General features: G+C 37.8%; 11 protein-coding genes. 4 read left to right on the top strand and 7 right to left on the bottom strand.

The annotated features are described in order from the left end of the window. The first annotated feature begins 12 nt into the window (after positions 1-12). The gene (locus A0F92_RS06515; RefSeq protein WP_068243148.1) at positions 13-708 is read left to right on the top strand and encodes a Crp/Fnr family transcriptional regulator; all 696 of its coding nucleotides are present in this window, start codon (positions 13-15) and stop codon (positions 706-708) included. 491 nt (positions 709-1,199) lie between these two features. On the opposite strand, the gene A0F92_RS15530 is transcribed toward A0F92_RS06515, so the two are convergent. From A0F92_RS15530 to A0F92_RS06490, 6 genes are all read right to left on the bottom strand, one after another. Further along, a complete protein-coding gene (locus tag A0F92_RS15530) occupies positions 1,200-1,478 on the bottom strand; it encodes a DUF4372 domain-containing protein (protein WP_167516866.1) in 279 nt (92 codons plus the stop codon). Between the two features lie 352 nt (positions 1,479-1,830). Continuing rightward, a complete protein-coding gene (locus A0F92_RS06510) occupies positions 1,831-2,250 on the bottom strand; it encodes a DUF983 domain-containing protein (RefSeq protein ID WP_068243145.1) in 420 nt (139 codons plus the stop codon). Between the two features lie 20 nt (positions 2,251-2,270). After that, positions 2,271-2,588 carry a rhodanese-like domain-containing protein gene (locus A0F92_RS06505; RefSeq protein WP_167516865.1) on the bottom strand — a complete coding sequence of 106 codons (318 nt, stop codon included), beginning with the start codon at positions 2,586-2,588 and terminating at the stop codon, positions 2,271-2,273. Between the two features lie 68 nt (positions 2,589-2,656). Beyond that, positions 2,657-3,301: a Crp/Fnr family transcriptional regulator gene (locus A0F92_RS06500; protein ID WP_068243142.1), complete on the bottom strand. Its 645-nt coding sequence runs from the start codon at positions 3,299-3,301 to the stop codon at positions 2,657-2,659. A gap of 9 nt (positions 3,302-3,310) precedes the next feature. Continuing rightward, entirely contained in the window at positions 3,311-4,597 is a 1,287-nt protein-coding gene (locus A0F92_RS06495; protein WP_167516864.1) for a UDP-N-acetylmuramoyl-tripeptide--D-alanyl-D-alanine ligase, read from the bottom strand. 130 nt (positions 4,598-4,727) lie between these two features. After that, positions 4,728-6,293 (bottom strand): SUMF1/EgtB/PvdO family nonheme iron enzyme, encoded by a 1,566-nt coding sequence (locus tag A0F92_RS06490; RefSeq protein ID WP_068243139.1) that lies wholly within the window; start codon positions 6,291-6,293, stop codon positions 4,728-4,730. Positions 6,294-6,572: 279 nt separating this feature from the next. Between A0F92_RS06490 and porU the strand changes: the two genes are divergently transcribed. The 3 genes from porU to ispF all read left to right on the top strand — a co-directional run bounded on the left by porU (position 6,573) and on the right by ispF (position 11,757). Beyond that, a complete protein-coding gene (gene porU / locus A0F92_RS06485) occupies positions 6,573-9,920 on the top strand; it encodes a type IX secretion system sortase PorU (protein WP_167516863.1) in 3,348 nt (1,115 codons plus the stop codon). 73 nt (positions 9,921-9,993) lie between these two features. Next, positions 9,994-11,136: a type IX secretion system outer membrane channel protein PorV gene (porV, locus tag A0F92_RS06480; RefSeq protein WP_068243133.1), complete on the top strand. Its 1,143-nt coding sequence runs from the start codon at positions 9,994-9,996 to the stop codon at positions 11,134-11,136. Between the two features lie 132 nt (positions 11,137-11,268). Further along, on the top strand, positions 11,269-11,757 hold the full coding sequence (gene ispF / locus A0F92_RS06475) for a 2-C-methyl-D-erythritol 2,4-cyclodiphosphate synthase (protein ID WP_068243130.1): 489 nt from the start codon (positions 11,269-11,271) through the stop codon (positions 11,755-11,757). Between the two features lie 153 nt (positions 11,758-11,910). Here the strand turns inward: ispF and A0F92_RS06470 are convergent. Further along, on the bottom strand, positions 11,911-15,049 hold a 3,139-nt coding region (locus A0F92_RS06470), incomplete at its 5' end, for an Ig-like domain-containing protein (RefSeq protein ID WP_167516862.1).

Raw genomic sequence — 15,049 nt, 5'->3', positions numbered from 1 at the left:
ATCGTTTCCTGTATGCGAAAAAATAAATCGAATTGTAATCTGAATACCTGTTTTATGTGCAGGCAATGCTTAAAAGAATGGTTACCGGCAATTGATGCAAATAAAAAAGTTTTTCATTTCAAAAAAGGAGAGGTACTTTTTAAGGAAGGTGAACTTATGTCTGGGCTATACTTTATCAATAGTGGGTCAGTTAAAGTGCATAAGAAATGGGGCTCTGATAAAGAATTGATTGTGCGATTTGCAAAAGAAGGTGATATTGCCGGACATCGTGGGCTGGGCAAAGACTATTTTTACTCTGTATCTGCTACTGCACTTGAGCCAGTAACCGTATGCTTTGTAGATATGGAGTTTTTCAATGCAACATTAAAAGTAAATACAGAATTTTTATTTCAATTAATGATGTTTTTTGCAGAAGAATTAAAGGTTTCTGAAAAAAAAATGCGAAATATGGCACATATGAAGGTTAAGGGACGTATTGCTATCGCATTACTTTCACTATCAAATAAGTTTGGATTTGATTTGGAGGGCTTCATTAATATTCCACTGAGTAAACAAGACCTTGCTTCCTATGCGGGGGCAACTTATGAAACCGTTTTTAGAATAATAAATGAATTAATAGAAGAGGATATCATTCGGGTTTTTGGAAAAAAAATAACTATACTTCAACCCCAAGTGCTCGAAAATTTTACCAAATATGAGGGAATGTGAATGTTATTTTGAATAATGACTTTAATGCAAATTACTGCCGAAGGGTGTGTAAATTAAACTGTGTCAATTTTTGGGGTAGCACCCCCTGTTTTTTATGTTACAAAAGCAAAGATTGCATTGTGTGTTTTTCTCCATGCTTTATAGGTGTCTTTAATAAATTCCATCAATCCTATATAACTCATCAAGTGTAGCCTTATCACTCACTGTAATCATATTGGCAAACAATTTCTTCCTGTTTTCCTCACTGGGACACCCTAAAAGTTGAATATTTTAGCCAGGATTCGATGTTCTTCTGTTAGGATTAGTTTTTTTCTGATGATTTGTTTAGATGTAGGTAACATAAATTTGAAATAGTTAAAACTTAATCTGACAGTTGGGTTAAATTGTGAATGAAATAACAAACAATTTAACCACTTTAAAAACTGTCAGAAATGAATGTAGAAACAAAATTAATCCAAAGCAAGTTAGGATTACTGAAATTAGCAGAAAAGTTAGGTAACGTATCGGAGGCGGGCAGGAGCCTTATCAAAACCCAGGTGTAGCAATTTGCCTTCGCAAGCCAGCAATCCCTCGCATAGTTCACGAAGACCATTACAATAACTAAGTACGCCATATAACAGGCTTACAACATGAATACGTAATGGCAACCTCTTATAATACCGGTTAGCCCGATGTTTTCTGTTCGCTTTATTAATCAAAGAACTCGGTATCACATCTAATATTTGTGATAATACCGGCTGTCCGACAAAACTTTTATCTGTATCCAACATTAGTAAAGTTTTTGTGTGGTAACTCAAACTTAACTAATTAGGGTGGTTCTAACGAACTGCCCTTTTTTTATTGCGGCTTTATCATATTTTAGTCGGACAATAGTGCAAAATAATATTTTTTTAAAAAATACTTATAATTGTATTTATACTTTAAAAAACTGGTAGTAAAGAAACCCTAATTTCATTTTTTTGCTCACGAAAACAATTGCTCTTATTACTCGAACTTAGATAGCATAAAATCAAGCATTATTCGTTTGAAGCGAATTGAGCGATTGTCAAGAACCAAATGTAAAATGATATATAATCATTATTAATTAATTTAAGTAAATCTCCTTTGCTTGGTATCTGTTTATTAAATATGATAATTTTTCCATTTTGAATCGTATTTCACAAACCAGCTTAACCATAAGGAACGCGATAACCGCATAATAAAAGGTTGTATAAGAATAATCAGCACGATTGCGGTGCCCATCCAGTAAAAAATACGCATATCATCAATGTCGAACGACATGCCAATGAGTACCCACCAGATAATAAATGTACTTACAAAGAATGCCACTGATATTGCATAGCTGACATAACCGGTACCGTAATAAAAGCCTTCTTCAATCTCAGTTGGTTGCCCACACACAGGGCATTTTTCATGCATATCCATATTGTGTTTAAAATCATAGGCATTATTGGTAACGAAAATATTGCCCTGTCTGCATCTTGGGCATTTATTGGTGAGCGTGGCAATTAAATAGCCCGGATTTTTTGAATGGTTACGCATATTGTTCAATCATTTTTTACTTAACAAAATACCTGTTCGTTTAGTTGTTGCCAGCTACCGCCATTATAAGCTTCAATACCGACAGCCCTCAGCATATTAACAGCTATACTGCTGGCTGCACCGGTTTCGCACACTAAAATATATATCCTTTTTATCTGCAAAAGTACAGGAATAGCATTTTGTAGCTGTTCAAAGGGAATATTTATGGTGTTTGCTACATGCTCGTTTTGATAAGCTGTACGTGGTCGTAGATCAATTACAATGGCACCATTCAGAAAAAAAGTTTTCAAATAACTATCTGTTGGCATTAGTTTCTTTCGTAAAGTAAAAAGTTTCATTCACACAAATTCATTTACTGCAAAGTTGAAAATGAATTCATGTAAAAAATGTGACAAATGTTACTTTACTATGTCATTTCTTTGTGAAAAGCTTCTTTTAACTCAATTGTGTTTCTTGAAAGGCTGAGTAAATTCTTTTGTTCCAGCTTTTTTAACAATCTTGAAATAACTTCTCTTGATGAGTTCAACTCATCTGCTATTTGCTGGTGCGATAAATTAATTTGATTGCTTTTGTGTGCTTTGGAGTAACGCTTCAGATAAAAAATTAATCGCTCATCCATATTTCTGAATGCAATATGATCAATTAACAACAACAGTTCTTCAAAGCGATTTCTGTAGGTTTCTAAAACGTAATAATACCAGCTTTTGTACTTGCTCATCCATTGGTCCATTAACTGAATGGGTATCATCATAATCACGCTTTCTTCAACCGATTTTACCATTACTTTACTGGCTTCCATTTTTGAAGCACATACCAATGAAATGGCACAAGCTTCGCCGGGTTGCAGGTAGTACATTAAAAACTCACCACCATCTTCATTCTCTCTGAATATTTTCAATGTGCCTTCTACAACCAATAATGCACTTTTAATATATTGGCCTGTTCTGATTAATATTTCATCTGCAGGAATGGTTTTTAGAATACTGTTTGCTTCTATTTCCTGTAATAAAGCAGGTTCTAACTGTGGAAACATTTTATAAAGTGGCTGCATAGCTATTCTTTACGTGTTAATTATTTTTTCCATTTGCATACTTCTGGAGCCTTTAATTAAGATATACGCCTGATGAAAATTTTGTTCGCGTAACCACCTGCCGGCTTCTGATGCATTATTGAGATAAAGGTAGTTATGTTTAACCAGCCTGAAATCGCCTCCAACCAATATAACCGCATGCCATTTAAATTGTTCCAGTAAATGCACAATATTCGCATGTTCTGCAAGGCTTTCTTCACCCAATTCCATCATACCGCCAATCATAACTACTTTTTCCTCTCCGGGCATTTTAGCAAAATTTTCAATGGCAGCCTTCATGCTGGTGGGGTTGGCATTGTATGCATCTAAAATAATGTGGTTGTTGTTGAATTGAATCAGTTGCGAACGGCTGTTATTGGGCTGATAAGCTTCAATGGCATCTTTTATTTTTTGTTCCGGCACCTTAAAGTGTTTACCTACGGCTACTGCACATAAAATATTGGGTAAATTGTAATCGCCAACTAAATGCGTTTGGATATGGCTGATTTCCTTTGTGCCTTTTGTAAGTTGTACCGATAGAAAATAATTGTTCTCCTGTATATTGCCAATAATATCTGCATTGGCCGTACCATAAGTTAGTTTAAGATGGATGCCTTTGCTCATTTCCTGTAAGTAATCATAATCAGCATTCATAAATACCATGCCGTTATGCGTTCTAATAAAATCATACAGTTCACCTTTGCCTTTGCGAACGCCTTCTATACCACCAAAACCTTCTAAATGTGCTTTGCCACAATTGGTAATTATGCCATGGGTAGGCATGGTATAAGTGCAATAACCGGCAATTTCTTTTTGGTGATTGGCACCCATTTCAATTACAGCTATTTGGGCATCTTGTTTTACCTGTAAAATACTGAGTGGTATACCAATATGGTTATTGAGGTTTCCCTGAGTAGTATAGCATTTAAAATGGCTACTCAACACAGCGCTCACCAATTCTTTTGTAGTGGTTTTTCCGTTGCTGCCTGTAATGGCCAAAAAGGGAATGTTGAATTGCTTTCTATGATGAAGAGCTAATTGCTGCAGGGTTTGCAGTACATCATTCACAACAAAAATACGATTATTGCTTATATCCGGTTGCTCATCTACAATTGCATAAGCTGCACCTTGTTGCAAAGCCTGTAGCGCAAAGGTATTACCGTTAAAATTGGGTCCTTTTAATGCAAAGAATATGTCATCTTTTTTTATTTTTCTGGTATCGGTTTGTACTTGCGGATATTGCAGATAAATTTGGTAGAGTGCGTCAATACTAATCATACAATAGGTTTATCATTTGTTTCAATATAAATTTAACTGAAAAGTTGTTTACGCAAGAACGCCATCTTTTTTTGAAGATGGCGTTTCATTTTTCCACTGATTAAGTGGAATTGCTGTATTTACCTTTCCTTTATCTTTTAGCTCTTCTTGCCGGGAAGAAGTTGCCTGTTTGTGCTTTTCTGGAAGTGCCTTCAGCAGCGCCATAATGCGTCATGGCACAACGGAAACCAATGGTACTGCTGCTTTGGTCTTCTTCTAAGAAGCGGCGGGTTCCGGGCGATAACCAGTAAGGTCTGTCGTTCCAACTGCCACCTTTTACTACTCTCGATTTATCTGAAATAAGTGTAGTAATACCATAGCCATAATTCACCCCACTTAAAGAGTCACCATCTAAATAATTTTTGGCATATGCTCTTTGGTAATTTCTTCTTTCTCTCAATGCTGAATCAGATTCTGGTACCATTACAATACGACCTAAACTATCTCTTAAATTGCCTGTTCCGCGGCTCATGTCCACTTTTTTGAAAACATTACCTCTGAAAGGATTAAAATCGTCTGCATCTAAGCTGGTTAATGGCCTATAAACATCGGCTACCCACTCGCTTACATTACCACTCATATTATAAATGCCAAAACCATTGGGAGCGAACGAAGTTACTTCGGCAGGAATGGCTGCATTGTCATTTAAACCACCGGCAACACCCATATTATCACCATTGCCTCTTTTAAAGTTGGCCAAAAATGCGCCCTGATAAGCACCTGCACGTGTAGAACGCAGGTTGTCAAATCCGGCATTTTTCCAGGCATAAATCTGTTTATTAGCAATATTCTCTTCTCCTCTGGTTTTCTTTCCTCTTTTTACCTGTGGGTTTTCAGCAATATAGCCGTAGGCTGCATATTCCCATTCGGCTTCTGTGGGTAAGCGATAGTCGCCATATAAAATACCATCATCAAATTTTACTGTGGTTCTGGGCCGGCCCTGTGCATCTTTTAAAGGGTTACTTTTAGAAGTAGCTAATTTACCTGGCTGTACCTGATATTCGCCCATTAAATAGGCTTTGGTATCAAAATTCTCCTGACCACCGCCATTCAATTCGGTTTTAATATTGTTTTTATTGATGTAGCCTTTCTTAATGAGTTCTAATTCATTTACCCGGTCGGTTCTCCAAACACAAAAATCGCTGGCCTGTTTCCAGTTTACACCTACTACCGGATAATAATTATAAGCGGGGTGGCGAAAATAATATTCTACATAAGGCTCATTATAGGCCAATTCACTTCTCCATACCAATGTATCGGGCTTTGCTGCCTCAATTACTTCGGGATAAGCAGTGGTATCGCTGAATACATTTTCTACCCAATACAAATATTCACGATAATGCACATTCGCAATTTCTGTTTTATCGATGAAAAAGGAATTCACCGTAACGCGACGGGGAATATTGTTCCAATCACCCATTACATCTTCTTGTGTAGCACCCATAGTGAAAGTACCACCCTGCACAAATACCAAACCGGGAGCTGTATTAATGTCTTTAGGTTTTGCTACATAAAAATTACCCTGTGTTTTGTCATTATAATTCCAGCCGGTAACAGCCGATTTTTCAGGTTTTTTCTTAAATACTTTACAAGAAGCAGCAGCGCCAATCAGCGACAATAATAACACACAGTTTCTTGCAGATGTAAGCAATTGCATGATATGAATTTTAAGGTTCTTAATCAGTAAAAGATAGAGGGTAAAGTTTTTGCGCTGTGCGAATATAGGCGATTTTTATACATGAATCATTTTATATGTAACAATCTACAGCCGAAAACCCTAATTTTAACCTTAAAAAAGGGGATTGCCGCAGTAATGATTATGCTAAATAAAACGATAAATTGTTTCCAGCCAAAAACAATTGCCTATTTTTTTAAAATTACCCTTGTTTTTTTTCTCCTAACTGCTGCTATAACGGTAAAAGCCCAAAGAAATTATGTGCCCAATTCAGTTTTATCTGCCGGTAATTGGTTCAAAATTGGGGTTACTAAAGCTGGCGTTTATAAAATAGATGTTGCCTTTTTAAAAAATATGGGCATAAATACCGCCAACCTATCGGCAGGTTCTTTACGCATTTATGGCAATGGCGGACAAATGTTACCCGAAAACAGTGCGATAACAAGAATAGATGATCTTTTTGAAAATGCTATTTGGGTAAATGATGGCGGCGATGGTATTTTCAATAACAACGATTATGTACTTTTTTATGCCGCGGGCCCGCATCAATGGATGTATGATGCTGCCAAACAGCAGTTCTTCTATCAAAAAAACCTGTACAGCGATACCGCTTTTTATTACATTACCATTCAACCTTCAGGAAAAAGAATTAGCACACAAGCAACTGCTTTAAGCCCAACTGTTTTAGTGAATAGTTTTACTGATCATTTTGCCATTGAAAACGATTCAGTAAACTTGTTAAACAGTGGTAAAGCATGGTGGAGTAGTCCGATGAGCCAAAATACCGGATTAACCAGAAATTATACTTTTCAGGTTCCGGGCTTTTTAAGCAGTGTGCCGGTTCAGGTAAATTATCATCTGGCCGGAAGAAGTGTAGGAGGGAACAGTGGTTTTTCGTTGAGTTTAAATGGCAATCTTTTTGCCATACCAACCATTACGGGGGTTTCAGGATATTTTTTAGATGCTTTTGCTACGGAGATTCAACAACAAATGCCTGTTAGTGTAACCAATGCAGATTCTGTTTTGAATGTAACACTACAATTTAATCCGGGGGTATCGGGTGCACAGGGTTGGTTGAATCAAATCGCATTGCAATGCAGAAGAAAATTAGCGGTATATAACGGGCAGCAATTGGTGTTTGCTGATCCTGTTTCAGTGGCAAATAATCAGGTAGCACAATTTCAGTTATTAAATGTTACGGCCAATACCCGGGTATGGGATATTACCCAGCCTTTGGCACCGGTTGAAATGAATACACAAATCATGAATCAGCAATTGTTATTTGTGCAACAGGCTGATTCTTTGAAACAATATGTTGCGTTTACTGCTGGGAATGCACTGTTGCCGATTGCTTTAGGGCAAGTTAATAATCAGAACCTGCATCATACCATTCCAACCGATTTTATGATTATTACCCACCCGCAGTTTGAAACACAGGCTGCTCAATTGGCTGCTTTTCATGTACAGCAATACCACCAACGGGTGCAGGTGGTTACCACACAGCAAATTTATCAAGAGTTTGGCAGTGGTATTAGTGATCCAACTGCTATCAGAGATTTTTTAAAAATGTATTTCGACACTTATGGTGCTGATTCTGCCAATCAATTAAAATATGTACTCTTATTTGGTGCCGCTTCTTTTGATTATAAAAACCGGATTCAACCAAATACCAATTATGTACCCTCTTATGAAAGTACGAATAGTTTAGAACCTTTAAATACTTATGTTACCGACGATTTTTTTGGATTATTAGGCAATACGAATGATATTAATCAGGTGAATGTTGCACCACCTCTGCGGCTGGCCATTGGGCGCTTTCCGGTGAGAACTCAAGCCGAAGCTACTACAATGGTCAATAAAATAATGCATTATCATACCAAAACTACTTTTGGTGCCTGGCGTAATCAGGCTGTTTTTGTGGCTGATGATAAAGATAATGACTTGCATTTGCAAGATGCAGAATCAATTGCGGCAGCAACTGCACAATATGATACAGCCATCAATGCAACCAAAATATATTTAGATTCCTATCCAATGGTGAGCGGAGCAGGCGGTAGCAGGTATCCACAGGTTAATGCTGCCATTGTTAGCCAGTTGTATAATGGGGCTTTAATTTTTAACTACAATGGGCACGGTGGTTACCAACAATTATCTAATTCGGCGGTTTTTGGGCAAACTGAATTGCAACAACTCAATAATCCGGATAAACTACCTTTATTTATTACGGCTACCTGTGATTTTGCTCCTTACGATGATCCAACCAAAAATTCATTGGGAGGTAGTTTGTTGTACAACGGTAATACCGGTGCTATTGCTTTGTTAACGACTACAAGGGTGGTGTTTGCATACAGTAACCAAATTATCAATAACAATTATATGCAAGCGGCTTTGCAACCGAATATATCGGGCAAATATCCTACATTAGGGGAATCTGTTTTAGCAGCCAAAAATACCACCTACCTAAACAGTGGTGATGTTTTAAATAACCGGAAATTCGCTTTACTGGGCGATCCTGCTATGCGGTTGGCTTTCCCTTCCCTTCAAATTAAAATGAATCAGTTAAACCGGCAGCCAATATCCGGGAATGATACATTAAAGGCACTGAATACCTATACATTTAGTGGCAATATTACCAATGCACAAGGCCAGATACAAAATACGTTTAACGGCAATTTATTGGCAACAATATTCGATAAACCACAGCAACTGCGCACTTTAGGGAATGATCCTGCCAGCCCCGTTACAACTTTTATGCAGCAAACCAATATTTTATACAAGGGTCAGGTTTCTGTTAACAATGGCAGTTTTCAGGTAAGTTTTGTGGTGCCAAAAGATATTAATTATAAGGTTGGGAATGGAAAAATAAGTCTGTATGCCTGGAATGATACACAGGATGCATCCGGATATTCCACACAATTTTTAATAGGCGGTGGCGATACCTTACCATCATCAGATACTGCCAAACCCAAGATAAAAGTATTTTTGAATGATACACTTTTTAGAGAAGGAAGTGCCGTTGGCAGCAACCCATTGTTATTGGTGCATCTGTTCGATTCGTTGGGTATCAATACTATCGGTGCCGGGATAGGACACGATATTACTGCGGTGTTAGATGGCAATAGCAATAATCCTATTGTATTAAATAGTTTTTATGAAGCTTTGCCCAATAGTTATCAGGCCGGCACCATTCAATACCAGTTAAACGGACTAACTCCCGGGCCACACACCTTAACTATAAAAGCCTGGAATGTAGCCAACTATGCACGATCAGTCACTATTCATTTTATTGTTAGTGCGGCGGTACCACCGAAAATATTATCCGTATACAACTATCCTAATCCCTTTAGCAGTCAAACCACATTTCGTTTGGTGCACAATATGGATGCGCCGGAAATAAAGGTAGAAATTGATGTTTTTAGCATGAATGGCAGTTTAGTGGCAAGGTTATTGCAAACTTTGCCCAATTCTTCCGGAGGAGTAGTAGAACTGAACTGGGACGGGCGGGGATTGAACAACAAAAAAATCTTGAATGGTTTGTATTTTTATCATATTATTGCATCCTCCAATACAGGAAAAGCTGCGGCGACAGCCAAATTGATTATTCACTAAATTGCTTGAATGAGTTAACTCTACCTCTAATTTTTTTGACCCTAAGGGTATATTTATCACATCAAAATTTGTTATGAGAATAAGGATATTCTATTTGCTTCTGGTGTTCTGCATGCTGCGCATTTCTGTATTTGCACAAACCCAAACTGTGAATGTAACCACAACTGCTGTACCTTTTTTACGTATTTCATCCGATGCACGAGCCAGTGGTATGGGCGATGTGGGTATTGCTACTTCACCTGATGCCAATGGTATGTATTGGAACCGGGCAAAATTGCCTTTTTCTAAAAAAGATAATTCAATTGCTGTTACCTACTCGCCCTGGTTTAGAGACTTGGGATTGAATGATGTGTATTTGGCCAGTATCGCTGGTTATCATCGCTTAGATGATGAACAGGTTATTTCTGCCTCTGTTCGTTATTTTAGTTTAGGCAATATTCAGTTTGCTGATGCCAATGGAAATTTATTAGGTTCGTCAATGCCCAGAGAATTTGGAATTGATTTCGGTTATTCCAGAAAGCTTTCCAGTCAATTGGGTATCGGTGTGGCGCTGCGTTATATTAACAGTAGCCTTGCATCCGGTGATCCAAATAACAGCGGTGTAATTTATAAAGCAGGTTCTTCTGTAGCGGGTGATGTTACTCTGTACCATATTGCAGCTGATACTACAAAAAATTATTTTACATGGGGTGTTACCTTAAGCAATTTGGGTTCTAAAATTAGTTATACCAATGATGCCAATACCAAAGATTATATTCCTGCTAATTTAGGCCTGGGTGCAGCTTACAAGGCACGCTTAGATAAATTTAATAGCATCACTTTTGCAGTTGATTTGAATAAATTATTGGTGCCTACTTATGACTCTACTACAGCACCAACCTATTATACCCAAAGCGTTTTCTCCAGTTGGTTTAAATCGTTCAACGATGGCAGTAACCAACTCACTTCCTGGTTAATTTCTGCAGGTGCAGAATATAATTATGATAATACTTTCTTTATCAGAACCGGATATTTTTATGAAAATAAATATCGGGGTAACAGAAATTACCTAACCTTTGGTTTGGGGCTGAATTACCAAAATATTGGCATTAATCTCTCTTATTTAGTGGCGTCAGGATATGTAACTACACGTAACCCATTATCTAATACCATCAGAATTGGGCTGAACTTTGACTTAGCTAATAATGGTTCAGGTAAAAAAAACAATTTGAATTAGTAATAGTCCGACTAAGTATGCCCGTATTTTTTAATATTCACAGTACAAACATTTTGCCGGGTTGGATTGTAACATTATGTTGCCGGTTTTATATTTACTGAAAAAATATCTTTCAATTATTAAAATAGTTGTATGCGTATAGGTTTTGGCATTGATTTTCATCAGTTGGTAACGGATAGGGATTTCTGGTTAGGTGGTGTGCATATTCCTTACTATAAAGGTGCCTTGGGGCATTCAGATGCCGATGTATTGTTGCATGCAATTTGCGATGCATTATTGGGTGCAGCCTGTTTAGGTGATATTGGTGTGCATTTTCCGGATACTTCTCCTGCATATAAAAATATTGACAGTAAAATATTGTTACAGAAAACAGTGGCACTCATTGCAGAAAAGGGTTATAAAATTATCAATATCGATTCCAGTATATGTCTGGAATCGCCTAAAATAAAACCTTATATTCCTCAAATGCAGGAAGTTATTGCAACAGCATGTCATTTAACTTCTGAAGAAGTTTCCATTAAAGCAACCACTACCGAAAAAATGGGCTTTGTAGGTCGTGAAGAAGGACTGGTAGCTTATGCAACTGTATTAATTCATCGGCCACAGCCTTTAGTAATATGAGGAGTCAAGATCTGTTTACGCATAACAAAATCTGAAAACAGTTATTAACAGGATAGGAGCTGGTTATTTTTATTGCCTCTATTCTGCTTAATAAAATTAAAACCCGCAGCTAATGAAAGCAACGGGTTTTTTGAATCAACCAAACAATCAATATTAATATTTTAATATTTGTTTTACTGTAGTGCCATCCTTATGTGCTACTCGTAACATATATGTTCCTGCAGGTAAGGTTTGAATGGGTAAACTAATTACCTGACCCTTATTCACCTGTTTTGCAACCTGTTGCTGCAACATTTGTCCGTTTAAATCCATTAATTGAATTTGTAAGCGGCTGTTAATGTTTTTGTTAAACATAAAACGGATTTGCTGATGACCGGGATTGCCTAACAATGTGAGTAAATTGGGATCATTATTTACCGGATTTACCGCAGTAGCTGTTCCAAAATTAAAACGAACATAAATGGGGTAATGGTCGGATGTATTGTTGGATAAATAATCCGGAATTACAGTGGTTACGTCTGTTCTAACCTTGGCAGAATTGTTGATGTAGCTACCTAATAAACTACTTGAAATGATATTGTGGTCAATCATTCCCGGATAATCAATAGTAGAAGTAAATCCTTGATAATCCAAGGGTAATGTTACTGCTTTGTAGAATTTGGTTCCAACAGAATCTTTTAAAATAGGATCCCATGAAGTAACCGGGCCTGAACCTGTAGAAATGGTACTGACCAAATCATCATTGTAATCGCCCAGAATCATTACATTACTGTTGCTAAAGCTGGCATCCAAACTATCTTTCATTTCTTTTACACCGGCATACCTTCTGTCATAATCAGATGCAGTGCTACCAGATTTTGCATGTATCAGGAAGAAGTTGATGGTTTTAGTAACCCCATTTTTAGTAACATTGGCAGTTACCAAATAAGGTACCCGGCCATTGGCCCAATTGCTGACTGCGGTAATGCTGCTTAGCATAAAGCCGCGTCCCGATACATTGCTTACGATATCCTTTTTATATAGGAGTGCTAATTTCTGGCCACTTAACCAATTGCTTCCAGTTGGGGTAGCGGCACCGGTACAGAATGGAGAAATGGTGTAGCCCCAGTTACTGCCTAAAGAATCTGCCAATCTTCTAAATCTGGCAGTGTCTACTACTTCCGGCAATGCATAGATATCTGCATCTAAGTAGCGGAGTACTTTTTTTACATTGGTTTCCTGTAAATTTTTATCAGAAGGACCAAAGCCATTGCTACCGAACCATTCAATATTCCAGTTTACAATATCAATGGTATTGCTTCGGTTTACACTATTACCATACATTCTGGTGAAGTTTTTAGAAATAGAACCAATTGCAAAATTCAACTGGCCACTGTATTCTACATTGTTTTGTGTAGGAGCAAACCGAACAAAAGCTGTAATATTGGTTTGCTCTAATTCATTTACAGTGTATTGTATGGTACCTGTATATGTAATGCTATCTTTTGAAACCTGAAATTGTGCAGGTGCAGTAATGGTTAAATTGCCATTGGCATCTATCACTGTAAATTGGAATGCTTTACCGGCACTTACAGCTCCGGCAGCAGCATATCCTAAAAACAAATTATCCGGTTGAACTGTCAAAGTGGGTTGTGGCGCCTGTGTACTGTTAAATACATGAATATTATCTATTGTACTGCGTGGTGCACCATCAGTTGGGCTGGAGGCATATCTCCAGGCAATAAAAGTATTTGTTGATTTAAAGTTTGTCAGATTAATACTATCACACTTTGTCCATGTATCTGAATTAATAGGCGGGAAATGACCATTGATTTCGGTCCAGGTGGCGGCAGATGGATTACCGGTTCCTGAATAATTGGTTGAAACCAACAGTTTTAATTGCGGGCCATTGTATTTGGTTCTGTTGTAGAATTCTAATAATGGAATGTTGAAACCGGTTAAATCTAATGGCGGACTCATCAGCCAGTCGTCATTTAATTGTGCACTGCCCCCACCAAATCCATTGATCTGAATACCATGGCCCTGATAACCATAAATGGTGCAATTCCAGGTTGAATCGCCAACTGCGCTGAATTGGGTAAAGCCATCGGGTAAGCCATTGCTACAGTTATTCAGATTGAATAAGTAATCGGGGCTTTGTGTGGTAAATGTCCAGTATGTGCTATCCTTAAATCCGGCAAATGCATTGCCCGACAAATCCCGAAAAGCACTGTCAGAAATTTGTACATAATATTTTTTGCTAAAACCTAAATTGGCAATTGCCGAAAATTGAACTATACTATCCTGTGCTGTTGCATTGGCAACGGGAATGGTTTGTACCAAACTATCATTACTTACTTGTTTAATGAGCAGGCTTCCAGAACCCAATACAATGCCTTCATTGAAATGAATGGCGAAATTTGGTTTGTTGGGTATATTCACAGCGCCATTAGCGGGGGTGAGGCTCATAGCCAAAGGTGGTACTGTATCGTTACTGGCAGTTGTAAATTGCCAATTATTCCCATTTTTACCGGCGTAAGCGTTATTGGAAAAATCGGCAAATGCGCCTGCATCAATATTTATTTTATAATGTTTTAGTGGTTGTAATCCGGTGGTAATGGTAACAATATTGCTGTTTATAGCAACAATACTACTATCCACACCAATGATATCTGTCACATGGTCAGTCGTGTTTTCTACCAGAATATTTCCTGTGGCTGCTACTACCGGTTCGCTGAAATAAATTTTCAAAGGCAATACAGATGAAACACCGGTGGCTCCATTTTGAGGAATTAGTAAAGTATCAACCGGTGGAATGGTATCTGCAGGTATATCATTCCAACTTAAGCTAAAATTATCAATGGCAGAAGTAGCCCGGTTACTGCTGCCGGTACTGGCACTTAATGTGGCAATTCTAATCCATACAGTGTCATTAATATCATCTAATGAAGTACCGAAATTCACGTTCACCAATGTATCATAAAATTTTCTGTTACCGGTTACTAAAGGGGTAGGTGTGGAGGTTACCGTATTAAAACTGTTAGGATTGGTGCCCTTTGCATATTGCACTAAAAATGTTGTATTGCGGGGTGACGTGCTGTCGAGTGATTGTAAATTAAAACTCAAAGCAAAATCTTTTTTCCCTTTTGTATTTACAACCTGAAATACAAATGCAGCACCCGGATCGCCAAAACTACCGGTTTGGCGAACGCCCAAAGCACGGTTGGTGGTAGTCGACTGTGTGGCAGGTGGGGTACTGGCTGTTAGTCCGGTAGCCGAAGCATAGTTGCCAAACCGGCCTGATGTGCTATTC

Origin of the sequence: Hydrotalea flava, assembly GCF_001623405.1 — a bacterium.
Classification (GTDB): domain Bacteria; phylum Bacteroidota; class Bacteroidia; order Chitinophagales; family Chitinophagaceae; genus Hydrotalea; species Hydrotalea flava.
The sequence above is the reverse complement of the archived record's forward strand: the minus strand, read 5'-3'. Positions and strand labels throughout refer to the sequence as shown.

What these genes read in the sequence shown, in the direction of transcription:
- A0F92_RS06515 (WP_068243148.1), top strand. Translation starts at nt 13, where the DNA reads ATGCGAAAAAATAAATCGAATTGTAATCTGAATACCTGTTTTATGTGC.
- A0F92_RS15530 (WP_167516866.1), bottom strand. Translation starts at nt 1,478, where the DNA reads ATGTTGGATACAGATAAAAGTTTTGTCGGACAGCCGGTATTATCACAA.
- A0F92_RS06510 (WP_068243145.1), bottom strand. Translation starts at nt 2,250, where the DNA reads ATGCGTAACCATTCAAAAAATCCGGGCTATTTAATTGCCACGCTCACC.
- A0F92_RS06505 (WP_167516865.1), bottom strand. Translation starts at nt 2,588, where the DNA reads ATGAAACTTTTTACTTTACGAAAGAAACTAATGCCAACAGATAGTTAT.
- A0F92_RS06500 (WP_068243142.1), bottom strand. Translation starts at nt 3,301, where the DNA reads ATGCAGCCACTTTATAAAATGTTTCCACAGTTAGAACCTGCTTTATTA.
- A0F92_RS06495 (WP_167516864.1), bottom strand. Translation starts at nt 4,597, where the DNA reads ATGATTAGTATTGACGCACTCTACCAAATTTATCTGCAATATCCGCAA.
- A0F92_RS06490 (WP_068243139.1), bottom strand. Translation starts at nt 6,293, where the DNA reads ATGCAATTGCTTACATCTGCAAGAAACTGTGTGTTATTATTGTCGCTG.
- porV (WP_068243133.1), top strand. Translation starts at nt 9,994, where the DNA reads ATGAGAATAAGGATATTCTATTTGCTTCTGGTGTTCTGCATGCTGCGC.
- ispF (WP_068243130.1), top strand. Translation starts at nt 11,269, where the DNA reads ATGCGTATAGGTTTTGGCATTGATTTTCATCAGTTGGTAACGGATAGG.